At 38.6% G+C, this 20601-nt stretch carries 16 protein-coding genes and 1 pseudogene; 9 read left to right on the top strand and 8 right to left on the bottom strand.

The window, feature by feature from the left end:
* Nucleotides 1–294 precede the first annotated feature (294 nt).
* A pseudogene (gene gdhA / locus FHY45_RS12300) lies at nt 295–1676 on the bottom strand (NADP-specific glutamate dehydrogenase).
* Nucleotides 1677–2237: 561 nt separating this feature from the next.
* Nucleotides 2238–2717, bottom strand: coding sequence for a hypothetical protein (locus tag FHY45_RS12305; protein WP_139892340.1), 480 nt, complete (start codon nt 2715–2717; stop codon nt 2238–2240).
* A gap of 290 nt (nt 2718–3007) precedes the next feature.
* On the opposite strand from FHY45_RS12305, the gene FHY45_RS12310 reads away from it, so the two are divergent.
* Nucleotides 3008–3733: a 3-ketoacyl-ACP reductase gene (locus FHY45_RS12310; protein WP_066109638.1), complete on the top strand. Its 726-nt coding sequence runs from the start codon at nt 3008–3010 to the stop codon at nt 3731–3733.
* 89 nt (nt 3734–3822) lie between these two features.
* Here the strand turns inward: FHY45_RS12310 and galT are convergent, their stop codons facing one another.
* From galT to FHY45_RS12330, 4 genes are all read right to left on the bottom strand, one after another.
* Nucleotides 3823–5310 (bottom strand): UDP-glucose--hexose-1-phosphate uridylyltransferase, encoded by a 1488-nt coding sequence (gene galT, locus FHY45_RS12315; RefSeq protein ID WP_139892032.1) that lies wholly within the window; start codon nt 5308–5310, stop codon nt 3823–3825.
* Between the two features lie 32 nt (nt 5311–5342).
* On the bottom strand, nt 5343–6335 hold the full coding sequence (gene galE, locus FHY45_RS12320; RefSeq protein WP_139892033.1) for a UDP-glucose 4-epimerase GalE: 993 nt from the start codon (nt 6333–6335) through the stop codon (nt 5343–5345).
* The gene (locus FHY45_RS12325) at nt 6332–7522 is read right to left on the bottom strand and encodes a galactokinase (RefSeq protein ID WP_139892034.1); all 1191 of its coding nucleotides are present in this window, start codon (nt 7520–7522) and stop codon (nt 6332–6334) included. Before FHY45_RS12325 ends, galE begins: the two co-directional genes overlap by 4 nt.
* Before the next feature lie 206 nt (nt 7523–7728).
* Nucleotides 7729–8718 carry a LacI family DNA-binding transcriptional regulator gene (locus FHY45_RS12330; protein WP_066109631.1) on the bottom strand — a complete coding sequence of 330 codons (990 nt, stop codon included), beginning with the start codon at nt 8716–8718 and terminating at the stop codon, nt 7729–7731.
* Nucleotides 8719–9040: 322 nt separating this feature from the next.
* Between FHY45_RS12330 and FHY45_RS12335 the strand changes: the two genes are divergently transcribed.
* From FHY45_RS12335 to FHY45_RS12355, 5 genes are all read left to right on the top strand, one after another.
* Nucleotides 9041–10789, top strand: a complete 1749-nt coding sequence (locus FHY45_RS12335; protein WP_139892035.1) for a solute:sodium symporter family transporter — start codon at nt 9041–9043, stop codon at nt 10787–10789.
* Nucleotides 10790–11071: 282 nt separating this feature from the next.
* Nucleotides 11072–11407, top strand: a complete 336-nt coding sequence (locus FHY45_RS12340; RefSeq protein ID WP_139892036.1) for an aminotransferase yhxA — start codon at nt 11072–11074, stop codon at nt 11405–11407.
* Nucleotides 11408–11430: 23 nt separating this feature from the next.
* A complete protein-coding gene (locus tag FHY45_RS12345; protein ID WP_066109625.1) occupies nt 11431–11829 on the top strand; it encodes a DUF350 domain-containing protein in 399 nt (132 codons plus the stop codon).
* Nucleotides 11830–11847: 18 nt separating this feature from the next.
* Nucleotides 11848–12309, top strand: coding sequence for an RNA helicase (locus FHY45_RS12350; protein WP_066109622.1), 462 nt, complete (start codon nt 11848–11850; stop codon nt 12307–12309).
* Nucleotides 12302–13522: a glutathionylspermidine synthase family protein gene (locus FHY45_RS12355; protein ID WP_139892037.1), complete on the top strand. Its 1221-nt coding sequence runs from the start codon at nt 12302–12304 to the stop codon at nt 13520–13522. The genes FHY45_RS12350 and FHY45_RS12355 overlap by 8 nt, the downstream gene beginning before the upstream one ends.
* Before the next feature lie 64 nt (nt 13523–13586).
* On the opposite strand, the gene FHY45_RS12360 is transcribed toward FHY45_RS12355, so the two are convergent.
* The gene (locus tag FHY45_RS12360; RefSeq protein ID WP_139892038.1) at nt 13587–13808 is read right to left on the bottom strand and encodes a hypothetical protein; all 222 of its coding nucleotides are present in this window, start codon (nt 13806–13808) and stop codon (nt 13587–13589) included.
* A gap of 450 nt (nt 13809–14258) precedes the next feature.
* On the opposite strand from FHY45_RS12360, the gene FHY45_RS12365 reads away from it, so the two are divergent.
* From FHY45_RS12365 to msrA, 3 genes are all read left to right on the top strand, one after another.
* On the top strand, nt 14259–14993 hold the full coding sequence (locus FHY45_RS12365) for a DUF2238 domain-containing protein (RefSeq protein WP_066109620.1): 735 nt from the start codon (nt 14259–14261) through the stop codon (nt 14991–14993).
* 130 nt (nt 14994–15123) lie between these two features.
* Nucleotides 15124–15594: a PaaI family thioesterase gene (locus tag FHY45_RS12370; protein WP_139892341.1), complete on the top strand. Its 471-nt coding sequence runs from the start codon at nt 15124–15126 to the stop codon at nt 15592–15594.
* Between the two features lie 238 nt (nt 15595–15832).
* Nucleotides 15833–16792: a peptide-methionine (S)-S-oxide reductase MsrA gene (msrA, locus tag FHY45_RS12375; RefSeq protein WP_139892039.1), complete on the top strand. Its 960-nt coding sequence runs from the start codon at nt 15833–15835 to the stop codon at nt 16790–16792.
* 50 nt (nt 16793–16842) lie between these two features.
* Here the strand turns inward: msrA and FHY45_RS12380 are convergent, their stop codons facing one another.
* On the bottom strand, nt 16843–20358 hold the full coding sequence (locus FHY45_RS12380) for a bifunctional 2',3'-cyclic-nucleotide 2'-phosphodiesterase/3'-nucleotidase (RefSeq protein WP_139892040.1): 3516 nt from the start codon (nt 20356–20358) through the stop codon (nt 16843–16845).
* Nucleotides 20359–20601 lie beyond the last annotated feature (243 nt).

Raw genomic sequence — 20601 nt, forward strand, 5'->3', positions numbered from 1 at the left:
TATAAATAGAAGATTCTTTCATAAGCAGAATTTCGCAATCCTGGTTGTAAAAATCAGTGATATTCTTGAAAAATACGAAAAACACATTGTCTTACGGAATTATAACTCAAGCAAAAAGGATGTCTGGCCTTAAGAGACATCCTTTTTGTATTCATCTTATCTTATCTTATATAGTTATTGAAGTAACCTTGGATATAGACTTTTGGCGTGTCTTTGCCTATACCAACCGAAGTCATATCAGATAAGGATAACAATAAGGGGCGAGGCCATTATGATATCTCATAAAATAAAATGTTAAATGACTCCCTGTGCAATCATGGCATCGGCTACTTTTTTAAAGCCCGCGATATTAGCGCCAACCACCAGATTGCCTGGGTGGCCATAGTCCTCAGCAGCCTTGACGCTCTCCTTGTAAATGTTAGTCATAATATCCTGCAATTTTGCATCGACTTCTTCAAATGTCCAAGATAATCGAGCGCTGTTTTGTGCCATTTCTAAGGCAGAAACGGCTACACCACCTGCATTGGCAGCTTTTGCTGGACCAAAGAGGATATGGTTATCCAAAAACACATCAATAGCTTCGGAGCTAGATGGCATATTAGCGCCTTCGCCGACGGCTTTTAGTCCATTTGCAACCAGAAGTTTCGCTGATTTTTCGCTAATTTCATTTTGGGTGGCACATGGCAAGGCAATATCGCATGGTATGGACCAAATTCCGTAGCAACCTTTCGTATATTGTGCATGTGGGTGTTCTTCTACATATGCCGAGATTCTTTTCCGCTCAACTTCCTTTAGACGTTTCACGGTTTCTAGGTTAATACCGTTTGGGTCGAAAATATAGCCGTCAGAATCACTGCAGGCGACAACTTTTGCTCCTAGTTGTGTAGCTTTTTCGATTGCATAGATGGAGACATTACCTGAACCGGATACTACCACTGTACTTTCCTTAAAGCTAAGGCCTTGTTCTTTAAGCATTTCTTGCACAAAGTAAACAGTGCCATATCCAGTAGCTTCGGTTCGAGTTAAGCTTCCGCCGTAACCAAGTCCTTTTCCTGTCAGAATACCTGCCTCATAGCCTCCGCGTATTCTCTTGTACTGTCCAAATAGAAATCCAATTTCTCGTGCTCCAACGCCAATATCACCAGCTGGTACATCTATATCCATTCCTATATGTCTACTTAGTTCCGTCATAAACTTTGAGTGAATCGCATGATTTCTCCATCAGATTTCCCTTTAGGATCAAAGTCAGACCCACCTTTGCCTCCTCCAATCGGTTGACCGGTAAGAGCGTTTTTAAAAATCTGCTCAAAGCCGAGAAATTTAATAATACTTGCATTAACAGTAGGGTGGAATCTCAAGCCGCCTTTATAGGGACCGATGGCGCTATTATACTGTACACGGAATCCACGGTTTATCTGTACCTTGCCTTGATCGTCTACCCAAGGAACTCGAAAGGTAATCAGTCTTTCTGGCTCTACAACTCTTTCAAGGATACTTTGCTCCATGTATTCTGGATGCCTAGCAAATAAAGGGACGAGTGAATCAAAGATTTCTTTAACAACCTGATGAAATTCTCTTTCATTAGGATTTCGCTTTTTGACTGTTTCAAATACTTCATTAACATAATTTTTTGCAGTGATTGTTTCTGTGTCTTTAAACTTTGTCAATACAGTCATGCTGTTATAAGCCCTCCCTTAGATGAACAGTAATTTAGTGTGTGTACTTTAGTCTAATAAAGAAATGATATACTAAATTATCTGATTCTTCAAATTTATAATAAAAATAAACCCAAACAATATAAAGATAAATTAAGAAAAATAAATCTAGAGGGTCATTTAGTATGCATGAAAAATAGATTTTAAATAGAGATTGGCATCTTATTAGATAGATTAGCGAAAGAAAGATGTCCGAGTAGAAGTTACTGATAAAATTGTAGTATTTTGTAATATACTATTAATAATTCTGAAATAATACAAATATGAAAATATAGAAAAAACCTAGATCCATTGGAATGTAGGTTTTTTGCATTAACTATTATTAGGAATACCTTTTCTCACAAAGAAAGAGAAAATCAATGTGAAGCAAATTTGAATGTTTTTGAGAAACGTCTGTCTAAAAAAGTATATCCAAATATTGGGCGTTATCATAAAAAATTAACCAAACATGCACGTAGCTGATTACGAAGTTCCGTGCGTGTAGTTAAAATAATATGAAGAAATAGATAGTTAGGAACCACTTTAGCACCAAACAATAATCCGATATGGTGTCGTTTGAGCAGGGATGCTTTTTGTAGTTGGTCCATAGATGACAATGAGATTCCTATTTCCGATATTTTTTGAAAATGGCTGCCCATTTCTTAAAATGATAGGAGTGTAAGGGGAGAGGTTTAATTGTAATTGACCATCACGGCTCACCAGTTGGTTGTTAAAATAATCTGCTTTAACATTTTGATCGTTATATTCCTTCACAATGATAAGAGCCCGATATTGTGGCGGATAGATCAATGGTACTGGTACATCCCCATCATAATAACCAGTAATTTTATCACCGAGGCCCACAATTGCCTGTTCTACGAAGTAAGTAGTCGGTGAGATGATGAAATTAACTATTCCGTTATTCCCATCTTCAACTGTAAGTTGTTTAAAACAGCCCTCTGATTCCCCGTTTTGTCCTATCATAAAATCATTCATGTCGGTTACAATACCTCGAAATGACATAAAATTCACGGCATTATTCCTTTCCTGAAAAACTAAGTTTTATAGTCTTTACGGTTAATCATAATTGATAAAATCATCATAAATAATCCTGACGCTACCTATTCAATTTATGTGTCATTGCCCAGAAAGGTGAATGCAAGCAATTCAAACTTTGGACTATGAGATTTGTCTTAATGAAATAATTGGCGTTATAGGAAGGTAGCTCAGTGCATACCTTTAGTCTTATTAACTGCTGCGTATTATACTGAGGAAAAGAACTTCAAGGTTGATTTGGAAAGGAGCTTCTAATCATGGCACAGACATTAAAGGGAAAGATTGCGTTTATTACTGGCGGAGCCAGAGGGATTGGTAGAGCGACAGCAATTGCACTGGCTAAAGAGGGTGTAAACGTTGGTTTGCTTGCAAGGTCAGAGGAAAATCTTAAAAAGGCAGCTGCTGAAATAGAAGGTTTAGGCGTAAAAGTATCTTATGCAACAGCTGATATTTCATCAAAGGAACAGGTAGAAGCAGCAATTGAAGTGTTAACCAAGAATTTAGGCACTGCTGATATTTTGATAAATAATGCAGGAATTGCAACATTCGGAACAGTTTCGGAGATGGATCCGGAGGAATGGAAAAGGATTATAGATATAAACCTAATGGGTACTTATTACGTGACACGAGCTGTACTTCCTCAACTAATAGAAAAAAATGGGGGAGATATTATCAATGTCTCTTCCACTAATGGATTAAATGGGGCAGCTACATCCAGTGCTTACAGTGCTTCAAAATTCGCGGTGATTGGCTTTACCGAATCACTTGCGCAGGAAGTTCGCCGGAATAATATTCGGGTATCAGCTTTGACACCAAGTACAGTTGCTACAGATTTGGCTCTCGACCTCGATTTAATTAAAGAGAATAACGATTCAAAATTCATTCAGCCTGAGGATCTTGCAGAATTTATAGTCGACCAATTAAAATTGAACCCTCGTGTTTACGTGAAAACGGCAAGTTTTATTGCAACAAATCCATTTTAATGAATCGTAAACTGGTATAGATGAATGGAATGAAGAAAGAAGGCGTAAATCTGCCTTCTTTTTTCTCTTCTAACTAAGTTCTTTTACGGTTAGAGTATATCGATAAATCGTTTGAATGCTTGCTTTCCTTCATGGGTCCGTTTAAATACACCGGCATCCTCTAAACATCTCAGGAATTTGGAACCGACTGCCTGAGAGATAATCATTTTTACGGATTCAGGAGTGATTTCTTTCCCGTTAACTACTTTTAGATCTTCAGCCCAGGCTTGGTGATAATCTGCCACTTCATTGCGTTGATTGAGCAGATATTTTTCAACCTCAATAAGCTCCTTTTGTAAGCGGGCAGGTAATACAGCAAGACCCATAACTTCTATTAAACCAATATTCTCTTTTTTGATATGGTGAACATCCTGGTGAGGGTGAAAGATTCCTAATGGATGCTCTTCACTTGTTCGATTATTGCGAAGAACAAGATCAAGCTCAAATTGGCCATCTCGCATTCTTGCAATCGGTGTTATGGTGTTGTGACGGGTATCTCCGGAATAGGCTACAAGATTAACTGATGGATCACTATAGTGAATCCATTTTTTGAGTATCCGATCAGCTGCGCCTGCAACTTCCTCCAGACGAACTCCTTTTATACGAATTACGGACATAGGCCATTTCACGATATTTGCAGAAATAGAAGGGAACCCTTTAATTGAAAAAGTCCCTTCTTCCTTCGCTCGGGCCATTGCGAACTCATATCGTCCGCCTTGATAATGGTCATGGGTTAAAATAGATCCCCCTACAATAGGGATATCGGCATTAGATCCCAAGAAATAATGCGGAAACTTTTTAACAAACATCAGCAAATTGGTGAACGTATGGAAATTAATTTTCATATCACGATGTTGTTCCGATAACAGAATGCAATGCTCGTTATAATATACGTATGGTGAGTACTGTAAATACCATGATTCTTCCCCGAGTGGAATCTGGACCATACGATGGTTGGACCTGGCAGGATGATTTAACCGTCCTGCGTATCCTTCATTCTCAATACAAAGGAGACAAGTTGGATAATTAGATGTAGCAGGCTTCATCTCGCGCTCCAATGCGATTTGTTTAGGATCCTTTTCAGGCTTTGATAAATTAATTGTTATGTCCAGTTCCCCATAATCCGTATCAACCGTGTAGCTGATATTTTTCGCAATCTGTTTAGTTTGGATATAATTGCTATTCTGGCTTAACTCATAAAAATACTTGGTTGCTTCCTCAGGGCATTCTTTATACTTTTGATAAAAAGTGTAATTTAGCTCTGAAGGTCTTGGCATAAATACATTCATTATCTTGGCCTTTAAAATATCTTTATTGACTATTAAATCCTCAATAATGCTAGTTTTAACAGCATAATCAGCGATAACATCCAATAAATCTGGGATCGACAGCTCGTTCTTTACTGGATGTTTCGAAAAGCCATCTAAATGAAGCAGTGACAATATCTGATTTCTGGCGTATATTTCATCTGCTGAATCAAGCATTTGTAATCTTTTAGCCTGATTCAAAAGGTGTTGAACTGCTGCATAGATCTCCATGATATCTTCCCCTTTTAATCGATTTAACTAGGTTACTTATCTCCATAGCCGTTTGGATGGGCCTGATGCCATTTCCAGGCATCCGTAATAATATTTTGGATGGACGTCCGTTTTGGTCTCCAGCCCAAAATGCGCCCGGCTTTTTCAGAAGAGGCAATTAGCGTACTTGGATCACCGGATCTTTTAGGGGCGATTTTAGCGGGAAGCTCGTGGCCTGTTACAGCTCTGGCTGCTTCGACAATCTCCTTGACTGAAAATCCATTGCTGCTGCCAAGGTTAAAGATATTACTTTCTCCACCGTTTTGAAGATACTTCAATGCTAAAATATGAGCATCAATTAAGTCCTCAACATGGATATAATCACGGATACATGTGCCATCCTCCGTTGGATAATCATCTCCGAAAATGGAAATCGATTCTCGCTGTCCTAATGCTACTTGAAGTACTACTGGAATTAAATGTGTTTCCGGATGATGGTCTTCACCAATTTCCCCGGTTGAACGGGCACCGGCAACGTTAAAATAACGGAGCGACACATAATTCATGCCGTAGGCTGTATCACACCACTTCATCAATTTCTCCATCGTCAGTTTTGTTTCACCGTAGGCATTCGTTGGATTTGTCTGCATTTCTTCCGTAATCGGTGTTTGTTCCTGCTCTCCATATGTAGCTGCGGTAGAGGAGAAGACAATATGCTTAACATTGAACTCGTTCATCACTTCAAGCAGTACTTGTGTTCCATATACATTATTACGGAAATACTCGAGCGGCTTTTCCATAGATTCTCCAACAAGTGAATAGGCAGCAAAATGAAGTACAGCGTCTACCTTTTCCTTCGTAAAAACTTCGCGTAAAAAGTCCTTGTCTCGAATATCTCCTTGATAAAATCTTGCCTTTGGATGTATGGCTCCTTTATGGCCTGTTTGTAAATTATCAACCACCACTGTGTCGTAACCTTCGTCGAGTAGTTGGTATACGGCATGGGAACCAATATAACCAGCCCCACCAAGAACTAGTGTACTCATACAATCGCCTCCGTTATAATTTCCTTTGTTCCATCACCAATGCTGGCAACATAAAAGTCTGCCTCATAACCGATTGTTTGTTTGTACGCATCACCGACTTCCTGAATAAAACGTTCGATATGAGCTGATTGAACCAATGCAATCGCACAGCCGCCAAAACCGGCCCCCGTCATTCTAGAGCCAACGGTACCTTTTTGCTGCCAGGCTGCCTCCACTAATGCGTCGAGTTCCGGTCCGGTTACCTCGTAATCATCCCGAAGTGAAATATGGGACTCGTTCATATAGATACCGAATTGGACTAAATTACCATCCTGTAAGGCTTGAAAGGCTTTTTTTGTGCGTTCATTTTCATAAACTGCATGGCGTGCCCGTTTTTCAAGTGTGGAATCGGCAATGACAGCTTTATGTTGATCAAAAAGATCGATAGATAGTTCTCCAAGGGAGGTTATATCAGTTGCTGTTTGCAGTCTTGCAAGCGCTGATTCACATTCGCTTCGCCGTTCATTATATTTTGAATCTGCCAGTTCTCTTCGTTTATTCGTATTCATGATGACAATCTGGTGATCTGCTATATCAAATGGGGCATATTCATAGCTTAAAGTCTGGCAATCAAGCAATATAGCTGATTTTGCTTTTCCCATTCCAATTGCAAACTGGTCCATAATACCGGAGTTTACTCCAATAAACTGGTTTTCCACCTTTTGACCAATTTTTATTAACTTGATACGGTCTATCTTTAATTGAAAGACTTCATTTACCATTACACCGATTAAAACTTCAAGTGAAGCAGAGGAAGAAAGGCCAGCTCCATTTGGAATATTGCCGTATATGAGAATATCAAGGCCGTTCGGCAGATTATTTCCATTCTCGGCTATATATCGAAGTACTCCCTTAGGATAGTTCGCCCATTGATGGGATGGGTCATAATCCAGATCATCTAAAGAAAATTCAATTATCCCGACCTCTTTGAAATTCAGTGAATATAGCCGAATAGTGCGGTCTCCACGCAGTCGTACTAACCCATATGTGCCATAGGTGATGGCAGATGGGAAAACATACCCACCATTGTAATCAGTATGCTCACCGATTAGGTTGATTCGGCCAGGTGAAAAAAAGGTACGAACCTTATCATTCATACTGCCTGAGAATATACTGTGAAATGCAGATAATAGTTTTTGATGGTCCATATTGGTCACTTCCCTCTAAATTTTAGGTAAAGCTTTTTATAATTAGTGAATCGAACAGTTTGCTTTTTAACGAGAGTATATTTCCTTTTTTTGAAAGCGTATCCAACTTTATTGTAATAAAAATTAGTAAAGTACGTCAATTAATTTTACTAAAATTTTTACTAATTAGTTTACCATACAAAAAAGCGCACATTTATTTGTGCGCTTTACTTGGAGCTTCCTCTTATTTTAAGTTGTGTAGCTATACTTACTTTCTTTGAGACTTGTCTTCCAGAAAACTGCTCAAGCAATAAATCTACTGCCGTTTCACCCATTAATTCGGTATAGACCTTAACCGTGCTTAAAGGGGGAGACATATATTTTGAAATGCTAATATCATTTACTCCAACAATACTAACTTGATCCGGTACGCGGACACCTGCATCTTGAAGGGCCCTTAATGCTCCAACAGCAATAGAGTCATTTCCGGCAAAAAAGGCTGTAGGAATTTCATCTTCGTGGTCCTTGACTGCTTGTTTCATCAGGTGGTATCCATCTTCAACAGAAAACTTGCCTTCATACACATAAGCTTCCTGATAGAGGCCCATGTCCGATAGAAATCGTTCAAAACTAGTTCTTCGAGGATCGTCAATTTTGGAAGTGTGATCCTTATAAATTTCCCGCCCACCTAAGTAGCCAATTTTAGTGTGTCCTTGATCCAGAAAATATTGAAGAATATTTCGTGTGGCTTTTTCGAAATCAACTATAACAGAATCGAATTGATCGTCATTAGGTGAACTATCTACAAAAACAAGGTTACTTGACACACTCTTTAGTTCCTCAGCCTGGTTTTCGCTGAATTTACCAATTGCGATAATTCCTTGAAATCCTTCATTTTGGAGGGAACGCAAATGCTCTATAGAAAAATTAGTGAACTTCATATTGTGGTATTCCAGGCGCTTTTCCACGCCAAGTCTGATTGCCATATAATAAAGATCGTCTAATTCCTCTTTTTCAGTATACCAATTCACGATTCCTACTTTATACATGATAGGTTTGCGTTTAGGTTTTTTTTGATAGTCTAATTCTTCAGCCGCTTCAAAAATCCTTTTTTTCGTCTCATCACTGACTGATAAAGAGTTGTCGTAATTAAGCACTCTTGAAACGGTCGCAATCGAAACTCCAACCATATTTGCGATATCTTTAATGGTGGCCATTGGACAGCTGCCCCCTTTCTTTTCTAAAAGTAAAATCCGGTTATTTTAGCGCTTTCAGTATACTATACTTTTTAGTAAATTTCTTTAGATTATTTTCGTTTTATTAAGGAAGGGTGTAAGGGATAGAAGTATGAAATACATAAAATATAGATAACCATTACGATAACCACTACCAATCACTCGTGTTAATAATTCCTTGATATATTTTAGAAGATACAAAATTATTTTCTGTGTATTTAGTAAATAAATTGATTAATTTACTAAAATTTATTATGATACCCATGAAAACGTTTTTATAATAAGTCAACAGGGGGGAACCATTGTGCAGTGGTATATCATTCTTTCTTTTATTCTCTTTACGGGTGTAGTTGCCTACTATACATTTTCAAAATTGAGGAAAGAAAGGGTTAAAGGAAAAGTATCTAAGGATAATTATTTCTTAGGCGGAAGAAGTCTAACATGGGGCGTTATTGGGATGTCCCTGCTATTAACGAACCTAAATGCCACACAATTCGTTGGAATGAGCGGGCAATCCTTTGCGGGGAATATGAGTAACATGGCTTATGAAGTTACATCCGGATTCGTTTTAGCGTTAGTAGCTATTTATCTGCTTCCACGTTATTTAAAACAAGGAATCACAACTATTCCTGAATTTCTAGAAGATCGGTATGACAGTCAAGTTAAATCGTTTGTGTCGATATTATTCTTGTTGGGATATGTGTTAAATATGCTACCAACGACCCTTTATTCGGGCGCCATTGCATTAAGCCAAATGTTTGATATTGAAAGCACTTTTCATATCAGCTATGAGGCTGGCATTTGGATTATGGTGTGGTTAATCGGAATAATCGGCTTCTTCTATGCAGTATTGGGTGGATTGAAAGCGGTTGCGATTTCAGATACATTTAATGGAGTTGCTTTGGCCATTGGCGGTTTATTAGTCCCAATTTTTGCGTTGCTTACTTTAGGAGACGGCAGCATATCTCAAGGGTTTTCACAATTTGTTGCAGCGACTCCTGAAAAGTTTAATGCAATTGGTACCAATCATGATGTTGTTCCATTTGGAGCGGCTTTAACGGGCCTTTTACTAGTGAACTTTTATTATTGGGGAACTGATCAATCTATTATTCAACGTGCTTTGGCAGCCAAGGATTTAAAAGAAGGACAAAAGGGGATCATGTTTGTCGGTTTAATGAAAATCTTTACACCGATTATTGTTATTATCCCTGGGATTATGGCATTTCAGATTATCGGTAATACGGGAGCTAACCCAGACACAATGTATTCAGCTCTTGTAACAGAAGTAATGCCGAAACCGTTAATTGGCTTGTTTGCAGCTGCTATGTTTGGATCTGTATTAAGTGTCTTTAATGGAATCTTAAATAGCGCGTCAACTTTATTTGCAATCAATGTGTATGCGCCAACCTTTGGAAAAAATAAATCTGATGAGGAAATTGTCAGGAAAGGGAAATGGTTCGGTGTCTTCATTGCTCTGATCTCCATGTTTATCGCACCACTGATTATGTATGCACCAAGCGGGTTGTTCCAATACTTACAAGTTATAAACGGCTTTTTCAATGTACCGATTTTCACGATTATCTTTATTGGTTATGTGACAAAGAGAGTTCCAGCTATCGCAGCGAAAATAGCCATAACCTTCTTTATTGCAACGTATGCAATCCTTCAGCTGGTTGTTAAACCTGAGATGAGCTTCTTATATCAATTGGCTATTCTGTTTGTCATCAGCTGTCTGCTTATGTTGATAATCGGTAAAATCAAACCAAGAGAAGAGGCATACGTTCTTCCAAGCCGCAATCTTGTAAACCTGGATCCATGGAAATATCGTCAGGAAGCTGCCTGGGGAATGATCTTCTGTGTCACTGCTTTTTATATCGTATTCTCAAAACTCGGTCTCGCAAGTGAAATAGGCTTTGGTGTACATACTTGGGCTTGGCTTGCCGGAGCTGCTCTGATTTGTCTGATCGGTCTATTCGTCACCAAGAAAATCGGAAATAGAACAAATACAGCTGAACCATTAGAAAAAACGACTCTTAATAAAAATGTATTGTAGTAAATTTACAATATATTAATCTAAAATCACTTTCCTGAGTAAGGAAGGTGATTTTTTTCGGAGAATAAATCAATCGTCTTTAATAGTTTTTCAGCAGGGATTATATGTGTTGGTTAGTAGGGTGCCGGTTACTTTAGAATACTAAATACTTTCGTAAGCAGGTGTTATACATAAATAATCCCTATAACTAAAGAGAAAGACATAAATTCTTCTTCCAATTATTATACTTTTTATTGGAAGTATTTAGTAAAATATAACGAAAGAGGGATTGAGGTGAGATGATTGAATAAAACCAAAAAAATCATGATTGGTGTGACTGTAACTGCGTTGACCATTGGTTTGGTCGGGTGTGGGACATCAAATGCAGATCTTCCTCCAAAACCCACAGATTCAGACTGCGGAGATTGGAAATGGGATGATGATGATGGTGTTTGGGAGTGTGATGATGACAACTCGAGGTATCACGGCCATTATTATTATGGCGGTTATTTTTATGGAAATCGAAGCATGCTTCTGAACAATAAGGGCTACCAATCCTATAAAAATAGTTCTTCTTTTAAGGGGGGGATTAAGGCTAGTTCGGGATTTGGCAGCGGAATAAAATCTTTTGGAGGTTAAGCCTTTGAAAAAGGAGGATTTATATGAATTTATATCTTAATTTTCTTTCATATTTAGGAGTAGCCTTGTTATTGCTTGCTGCAGGGATTGCTTTATTTACTATAAGTACGCCAAAGCTGAGGGAATTCAAGCTGATTTCTGAGAAGAACTCTACAGCAGCCATGTCACTCGGCGGTAAGATCGTTGGGCTCTCAATCGTACTTGGGGCAGCAATTGAATATTCCGTATCACTTAGAGATATGGTGATATGGGGAGTTATCGGGATTGTCTCACAGATTGTTGTGTTCTTGCTTGCCGAGGTTCTTACGATAAGGTTTAGCATTCATCAAGCAATCGAGGAAGATAATCATGCTGTTGGAATCATGTTAGTCTCGTTGTCACTGGCTGTGGGGTTAATTTTAGCGAAATGTCTATCCTATTAAATAAGGCAGGTAAGTGGAGTGAAGCAATTAACGTATTATTTAGATAAAGGAAATGAGCGGTTTGAGCCCTTTTATCAATACAATCTCCCAACTGTTGGGGTGGATGAGTGCTATGCCAGACAGCTTTGTACGTATTTTATTGTAAGAGGAACACAATATGAGCTAATATCGAATGAAATGTCTGCTGAAGAGGAAATCCTTGTGGTTAAGGAAACAGGGAGGAATTTGCAGGGGGAGAAAGAAAAAAACTACCGTGGTCAAGGGATTCATATTGAATTTCGAAACCATGAATTACGGGAAAACTATCGGCTGCTTTCTTGCACTCCTTACGAGAATCATTATGAAGTACTCCGCTATCTCTTGAAGGATGTAGTTGATGTACCGGGCGCCGGACAGATGTTAGTGACGTCCACTGAGATTGATGAAGACCGGGGTGTTTATGTGATTTATGTTAAGGAGTTAGATGATGTTGATGGATAAGTACCATGAAAGAAGAAGCAAATTTTATGATCATATAGAGGGCTTTTGGGCTAATCTTTATGGTGAGGAATATGCCTTATATGATATGAAGCTGATAGGCAGGCAAGAGGCAGCACATATACGCCTAGTTACTGAACGAATCGGCAAGGTATACTCGAAAATGGCGTCACTATTACGTAAAGTTCCATATGAAACTTTTCTCGAGATGGGTTATCCAGAAGAGACAATCTCTTTTTTAAGACTTAAAGTTCACCCGGCTGAAAGTGTGATCGCGCGCCTGGATCTAATTCCATACGGAGATGGTTATAAGTGTATCGAGATTAATTCAGATACTCCTACATTTATTAAAGAATTATTTCATATAAATGGACGTATTTGCAAAGAGTTTGGGGCAGGGAATCCAAATGATGGCTTGGAGGTGCAGTTGTATAAGGCAGTTCAGGAAAGTATCCAGCAAGTCAGTAAGGGAAAAGCTCCGCATATCGTGTTTACGGCTCATGAGGATCATATTGAGGACAGAGAAACCGTTCAGTATCTTAAACAGGCTGTACCCTCATCCAAATCTACTCCCTTGCATAAGCTGCAAATTCAAAGAGGCGTAGGCTTATTCGATGAGAATGGAGTCAGGATTGATATCCTTTATCGGCAGACTTTTCCGATTGAAAATATTATTATGGATCAGGACAAAGATGGGAATACAATTGGCTTATGGTTGCTAGAGTTAGTGGAAGAGGGGAAGCTATCCATCCTGAATCCACCATCGGCATTTTTACTGCAAAATAAAGCAGTTCAGGCTGTCATTTGGGGATTGCATGAAGAGGGGCATCCCTTTTTTACGGAGGAGGAACATAAGTGGGTAGAGGATTATTTTCTGCCGACATACCTTGAAGCTGAGCCCTTTTTGAAAAATCAACTGCCTTATGTGAAAAAACCAGCCTTTGGGCGTGAGGGCGACACAGTTGAAATCTTTAGTGAAAATGGCCGATTAATGTACGCAGATAGCCAAAAGTCATATTCTGAGTACACCTCAGTTTATCAACTTTATATGGAACAGCCGACTGTACAATATCTAAGTGAAAAGGGGCTTCAGGAAGGCCGGTTGCTCTTGGGAAGCTTCCTGCTTAACGGAAAATCATCTGCCTTCGGCTACAGGGTTGGCGGAATGATTACCAATAATCTATCCTATTACTTGCCTGTTGGTATAGGTGATTGATAGATTGCTTGTTTTACCTTTACTATCATCCAAGGAAGGCCCTATAATAGGTTCCCTTGGTTTCCTAATCCCAATAGTTAAAAATAATCTCTCCAACTATATTAGGTTTCCAATACTTAATTTTCTCTAATTCAGCGAGAGTTAAATCATGATCGTTTTGTAAAAAATCATGCTTTAAATGATTTTTAATAATGACAGTCTCGTTCAGCTCACTTGTATGCAATACTTTATAAAAAGAGGAATGTCTCGACAAGATGGGGGAGATCAATGAATTCAATGTATTCATACTCAACACTTGAGGCAAAAGCAAGCAAGGGATAATGCTTATTCAGTAAAATATGTAATTCCTCATTATTAAATGATATGTGTGCATGATAAAAACTCGTTGGATATGCAGGATCTCTCCATTTATTAAGCGTTCCGCCATTGTAATTAACAATAGAATAAAAGAGCTGCTTGAACTACCTTTCGTCCATTGGTGTCAGTTGATTATCTGCTGAATCGAAGAATCCAGTTATCCCATTACGAAGCCTCATATTATCACCACCATCATCTTATGTTTTGGTATTATTACCCAATAAAGGAGAGTGTAACATACAATTAGTTAAGCCGATAGCCTTTTAGCGACTAATATTGCATGGAATCCTATTATAAATCTCTTTTTATAGCAATGTACCCATTTGCCATACCAATATGTAGGGCAATAAAGGTAAAATAAGAGAGAGGAGGGGTTAAAGTGGAATACATAAAATATGAAAAAAGGAAAAACTGGACTTTTAGAGTAGTTCTGCTATTACTCGCGATATCAGTCATTTATGCTATATACATGTTAATCAATGCCCCATCAGGCGTTGCCCAAAATGAATATGAACGTGTGAAAAGTGATTATGTATTAATGATTTTGCAATGTTTAACAGGATGTATAGTTATTTTCCTGCCATCCCAACTTGAACATCGCTTCCGCATAGATATACCGGATATCATGGAAATTATGTATTTTATCTTTTTATTTTGTGCGATCTACCTTGGTGAGGTTCGAAATTTTTATTATAAAGTTCCTTACTGGGATTTAATTCTACATTGCTTTAGTGCAGCTATGCTGGGAGCGTTAGGATTCATTATTGTGAACTTCCTTAACAATACCAAGAAAACCATTGATTTAAGTCCCTTTTTTGTGGCTCTATTCGCCTTTTGTTTTGCAATAACCTGTGGAACCGTTTGGGAAATTTATGAGTTTCTTGCTGATGGTGTCTTAGGAACAAATATGCAAAAATTCATTACAGGAGAGGGAGTTGTCTTGATTGGGCGAGACGCTGTAATGGATACGATGGGAGATATCATTGTAGATGCTCTCGGTGCGTTCACTGTCACAGCAATTGGCTATATTAATTTAAAAAAGCAACAAAAAAGTAGAATCGTAGAGGAAGAAGAACAGAAGATGTGGATTGAATCCGAAAAGACTGGTTCATAATTATGACAAAAAGAAGTTGCACCTGCAGCCATTAACCCAACCAAAGGATAATGTGCTCAGATTTATATGCATATTGAATTGAAAAAATCTTTAGCTACTCATTTTAGTAAGGAGTGATTTGGTGATAAAGATGATTGAAAAAGCAATCCAGGATATTTATCCGGATGATTTTGCTTGGTGCTATGGCTGTGGGCGACTGAATAAAGATGGACATCATTTTCGAACTGGCTGGGATGGTGATAAGACTAAAACCGTATATGAGCCAAAATCTGATCACATGGCAATACCAGGGTTTGTCTATGGAGGAGTCATTGCATCCTTAATTGATTGCCATGGGACTGGCTCTGCCTCTCTGGCTCTCCATCGAAAAAACGGATTTGATGTGGGAGATGATGCAATTCCACCTCGATTCGTAACTGCTTCATTACATGTTGATTTTATGAAACCGACACCTGAGGGAGTCCCATTAATTGCAATCGGTTCTTTAACTGAAATCCACCCGAAAAAGTGGAAAGTGGAAACAGAGGTTTATGCTGATGAAATACTTTGTGCCAGGGGAGTTGTCGAAGCAGTCGTTATGCCTGGTACATTTAAAAAATAAATGAATTAAAGGGGCAGTGTTAAACAAAGGGTAATGAGACCTTTTGTTTGCACTGCCTTTATTATTGCCTTAATATAAACCATTTAGAGCAGTCTTTTACTTGAGGGATAAGATACATAGTAGGAATCATTTTTATTGTTTATATAAATACGCATATGAGTTTGAATACGATAGAAGTAGGGTTGGAAAAGATAGTAGGGTTGATTACCCAAAATAATGATAGTGGGGTGTATACTGAATGGATCATCAGTTGGAACTGGCAACATTTGCGGGCGGCTGTTTTTGGTGTATGGTATCACCATTTGACGAGCAGCCGGGAATTATAAAAGTCGTATCCGGTTATACGGGTGGACATACGGAGAATCCAACATATGAAGAGGTTTGCAGTGATACAACAGGCCATTATGAAGCTGTTCAAATTACTTATGACCCTGAAAAAATGTCATATGAAACATTGCTTAAACAATATTGGCAGCAAATTGACCCGACAGATGCCGGAGGGCAATTTAATGATCGGGGCGATTCTTATCGAACAGCCATTTTTTATCATAATGAAGAGCAGCATCGTTTAGCCGAGGATTCTAAGAAGGAACTAGCCAACAGTGGACGATTTCAGAAGGAAATTGTAACGAAGATACTCCCGGCTGGTCCGTTTTACAGAGCGGAAGAGAAGCACCAGCATTATTATAAGAAGAATTCTTTTCACTATAATCTTTATAAAGAGGGATCTGGCCGTGCTCGTTTTATAAGAGATAATTGGAATAATACAAAAAGTGATGAACAGCTTCGAGCAGAATTAACACCGCTCCAATATGAGGTAACAAGGAATAACGCAACAGAGCCGCCGTTTCAAAATGAGTATTGGGACAATAGGGAAGAGGGAATCTATGTAGATATCATTTCGGGTGAACCTTTATTTAGTTCACTTGACCAATATGATGCCGGCTGTGGCTGGCCGAGTTTTACGAAACCAATACAGCGACATGAAATGGAAGAAAAGCTTGATACTTCATATGGGATGCGAAGAATTGAAGTAAGGTCCAAAACATCAGACTCTCATCTGGGGCATGTTTTTGATGATGGGCCAGGACCGGATCGAGCACGTTATTGTATTAACTCCGCCGCCCTCCGATTTATCCCTCTAGATCAGTTAGAGGAAAAGGGATACGGTCAATATTTAAGTTTATTTAATAAGTAAAACTAAGAAAGGACTGCCTATTATGAAATTGGCAGTCCTTTAATCACTTGTTAATCTATTTTTTGAATTCTACCCTCTGCCTTATACTCAAACGGGGAAGGCAAGGTTTTTACAAACTCAACAGTTGCATCTATATCAACTGGTCCGACTTCCATATCTGTTGATAGCTTACCAAAGCTCGTACTGATATTTCCATACATATAGTTGTTGATCACGGCTGTGTATTCTTTATTCGGATCGACTTTACTGCCATCCGGTAAAAGGATATCGACTACCTTACCGGTTTTTGCTTGGTCATCATAAGTGTAGGTATATTTAAAACCGGATACGTGATAATCTAAACCTCTTGCTGTGATTTGTTCATTTAAAACGACTTCCAAATCAGATCCGCTAAGCTTTACTTTGTTTAATACATTACCAAAAGGCTGAATGGCGAATAAATCACCAAATGTTACCTCGCCTGCATCTAATGGAGAGCGTACACCGCCGCCATTCATTAAGGCGAAATCTGAATCCATGGCTGCCTTCATACCATCTGCAATTAAATTACCGAGAGCAATGTCACTGAGTTCCCTTGCTGTAGTTGGATAGCTTTTTTCAAGCGAAGCCGTATTATTGCCTATTATTTGCGCCTTAATGGGCTCTACTCGATCAGAGTATTTTTTTAGAATAGATGAGACTTCAGAATCTGGAGCATAGTCCTTTTGGTAAACAGTGTTTATTTTTCCTGTTTTGCTGACGATATCGCCTGTTAGTGGATCAATGGTGATGTCTACATCAGAGAAAGCATTTCCATAGGAGTAAGCTTGAACAATTAATTTTTGATCAACGACGCGGTTCACGTTTACGTGGTTATGTGCCGCAAAAATCACATCGACTTCATCATTAATCTGCTCTGCAATCCGGCTTGCATCGAAGGAATCGGTATAGCCAGTTTGCGTTGCGGGATTATGGGCAAGCACGATAATAGCCTCAATTCCTTGTTTCTTAAGTTCATCTGTATATTTGTTGATGGCAGCTACTTCATCTGTGATTTTTAATGATTCATTTCCTTTTGTTACGATCATAGTAGGCGTTTCCTGAGTTACAACGCCAATAACACCAATTTTTTCGCCCTCAGCTTCTAAAACTGTATAGGGCTGGGTGATTAAATTCCCATCTCTAGTGTCAAAAGCATTGGCAGCAACTAATGGAAAGTTCATTCCGTCATAGTCAGCGTTGCCTTTAGGATGGTCGCCGCCATTCATCATACGCTTGAGTTCATCAATGCCCTCATCAAACTCATGGTTGCCAAATGTTCCGACATCAAATCCGATTGCTTCTAATATTTCAACCGTAGGCTCGTCCTGGAATAAAGCGGAGACTAACGGACTTCCTCCAATCATATCCCCGGCATGCACTAGAAATGTATTGGGATTTGTAGCTTCTTCCTTCTTTAATGCTGCCGCTGTATATGAAATAGGTCCTGTTGGTAAATCTCCAACAGTAGTGACAGTATCTAACTGTCCGTGTAAATCATTTAATCCCAGTAACTGAACATTGACTCCACGATTTAGATCGATATTGAAGATTCCGAAGCCTTTAGAGTCTGTTTTTCCAGTGTACGTGAATGGTGTTTCATCTGTAATATACTCTTCTGCCTTTGGTGAAGTTGTAAATGTGACATTCGCATTTCCTGATATTGGAGCAATAGACCAGTTGCGGTCAGCAGTTGGTGTGATTTCTTTTACTTCAGAAATGTAATCCATTAGAACTTGGCGGTTTTCATCTGCTGAATCAATGACCAGTTCACTGCCTTTTAATCCAGGGAAGTTACCTCCGCCACCGGCACGATAGTTGTTTGTCACAACGATAAATTCCTGATCTGGATCAATTGGACTTCCATTGTACTCCAGATTAATTACTCGGCTTGATTCTGGGTTTATAAGAGTACCGTTTGGTGCATATTTTGGAGCCTTCGTCACATCAATTTGATAATTGACACCATCGATGACATCAAAATTATATACTGCAAAGGAAGGGTTCAATAGTTCTTGTTCATTTTCTTTGGCAGGGTCTATCGTATTGAACTTCCCTGCCGACATTTCGATCCATTCTTTTACTACGGAGCCTTTGATTTTAACGGCTTTCAATGTATTGTCGTAAAGATATAAATCACCGGCGCTTCGAATGGTTAAATCGCCTTTTTTAATATCGGTAAACTCATCAACACCGTTTCGTCCGGCTTTAAACGGAGCGCCAACAGACAATATAGGCAAATCCTTTAATTCCGGTTTATTTAATTCAATGTACTTTTCTGCATACCATTTTTGTGCATTCGTAACGACCTGAACAGATGGATCGTCCTGAACCAGTGCGAAGTAGCTGTAAATATCATCAGTTGTAGTACCGATAGGAGTATCAATATATTTCAATGTACCTTCGTGATCCTTTTGAACAGCACGAACAATCGATTTATCAGGTTGTACAGACTCATCAACACTCCTTGTGGAGGATTGAGATTTGGATACTTCCCACTCACCTTTTACTTGCTTTAATGTCAAATCAATAATTCCAAGTGCAGCGCCACCATACCCTGCCTGAACAGCAGGCACGCCATTAATGGTTCCTTTAGTATTATCAACACCAGGAAGAGGATTTCCTGCAGAATCTTTGAATAAAGCATCTAATTCAGCATCGGTTTTAGCTGGGAATACTTTATGTGTGTGTGAAAAAGTGAGAGCATCAATACCAGGTACTTTGCTTAAAGCATATACGGTATCCTCCGTATTATCGAGATTCCCATTAAAACCGGAGTGAGCCATAGCAACAATCACATCCGCACCTTTTTTCTCTAGGACAGGAATGTATTTTTTAGCAGTTGCTACAACATCCTTTGTAATGACCTTTCCATCAAGATGGGCCTTGTCCCATTCGTTGATTTGTGGTGGAACAAAACCGATATAGCCAATCTTAATGATTTTGGTTTTTCCGGATTGGTCTTTAACTTTTTTATTGACGATTTTATAGGGCTGGAATTTATGAACATCATTGCGTGGATTGTTATCCTGATCATCAATGTATACGTTTGCATTAATGACAGGAAAATCAGCGTCATTATATACTTCGTTCAGATATTTCAACCCATAGTTAAACTCGTGGTTTCCAAGAGTCGCTATATCATAATCCATGATATTCATAGCCTTTATGGCTGGATGTGTTTCTCTTCTTTCTAACGGATCGATTTTAGCTTTATATGTGCCAAGAGGTGTCCCTTGAATTAAATCGCCATTATCAACTAATACAGAATTTTTTACTTCTGAACGTGCCTTTTTTACGAGAGTAGCTGTTTTAGCTAAACCTATGTTAGGGGCGGAGCTATCTTTATAATAATCATAGCTTAAAAGATTAGTATGAATATCTGTCGTTTCCATAATACGGAGTTCTACTTGTGATTGTCCCTTAGGCTTGTGATGCTTGTGCTTGGTGGCTTCTGCTTCACTTGTCATAAAAGAGGTTGCTACCAAGCTGATTGCCATTGTACTTGTTAAAAAGATCCGACCTTTAATACTACTCCATAGTTTCATACGAGGCACCTATCCTTTGTATTTTTTTGAGAGTTTTAGGCTCCGCTTACAAATATATCAAATTTAAAGTGGTATATGGATAGGTATCTAGGATAACAGTTAAATACTACTATTAATTATATTGGTTCAGGTTAAAAAACTAGTTATTATTACTCAGTTCATAATTAAATATAGGTATTATGGATGTCAAAGTAATCGGTTATTTTGGAGAAGACATGAGAAATTGGTTTGGTATTTCATAAA

This window comes from Bacillus sp. D386, from assembly GCF_006346415.1.

Coding starts and splice junctions, on each gene's coding strand:
- FHY45_RS12330 (WP_066109631.1), bottom strand. CDS start 8,718: ATGGCCACCATTAAAGATATCGCAAATATGGTTGGAGTTTCGATTGCG.
- FHY45_RS12310 (WP_066109638.1), top strand. CDS start 3,008: ATGGCACAGACATTAAAGGGAAAGATTGCGTTTATTACTGGCGGAGCC.
- msrA (WP_139892039.1), top strand. CDS start 15,833: ATGGATCATCAGTTGGAACTGGCAACATTTGCGGGCGGCTGTTTTTGG.
- galE (WP_139892033.1), bottom strand. CDS start 6,335: ATGAGTACACTAGTTCTTGGTGGGGCTGGTTATATTGGTTCCCATGCC.
- FHY45_RS12370 (WP_139892341.1), top strand. CDS start 15,124: ATGATTGAAAAAGCAATCCAGGATATTTATCCGGATGATTTTGCTTGG.
- galT (WP_139892032.1), bottom strand. CDS start 5,310: ATGGAGATCTATGCAGCAGTTCAACACCTTTTGAATCAGGCTAAAAGA.
- FHY45_RS12380 (WP_139892040.1), bottom strand. CDS start 20,358: ATGAAACTATGGAGTAGTATTAAAGGTCGGATCTTTTTAACAAGTACA.
- FHY45_RS12355 (WP_139892037.1), top strand. CDS start 12,302: ATGGATAAGTACCATGAAAGAAGAAGCAAATTTTATGATCATATAGAG.
- FHY45_RS12305 (WP_139892340.1), bottom strand. CDS start 2,717: ATGTCATTTCGAGGTATTGTAACCGACATGAATGATTTTATGATAGGA.
- FHY45_RS12360 (WP_139892038.1), bottom strand. CDS start 13,808: ATGAATACATTGAATTCATTGATCTCCCCCATCTTGTCGAGACATTCC.
- FHY45_RS12345 (WP_066109625.1), top strand. CDS start 11,431: ATGAATTTATATCTTAATTTTCTTTCATATTTAGGAGTAGCCTTGTTA.
- FHY45_RS12325 (WP_139892034.1), bottom strand. CDS start 7,522: ATGGACCATCAAAAACTATTATCTGCATTTCACAGTATATTCTCAGGC.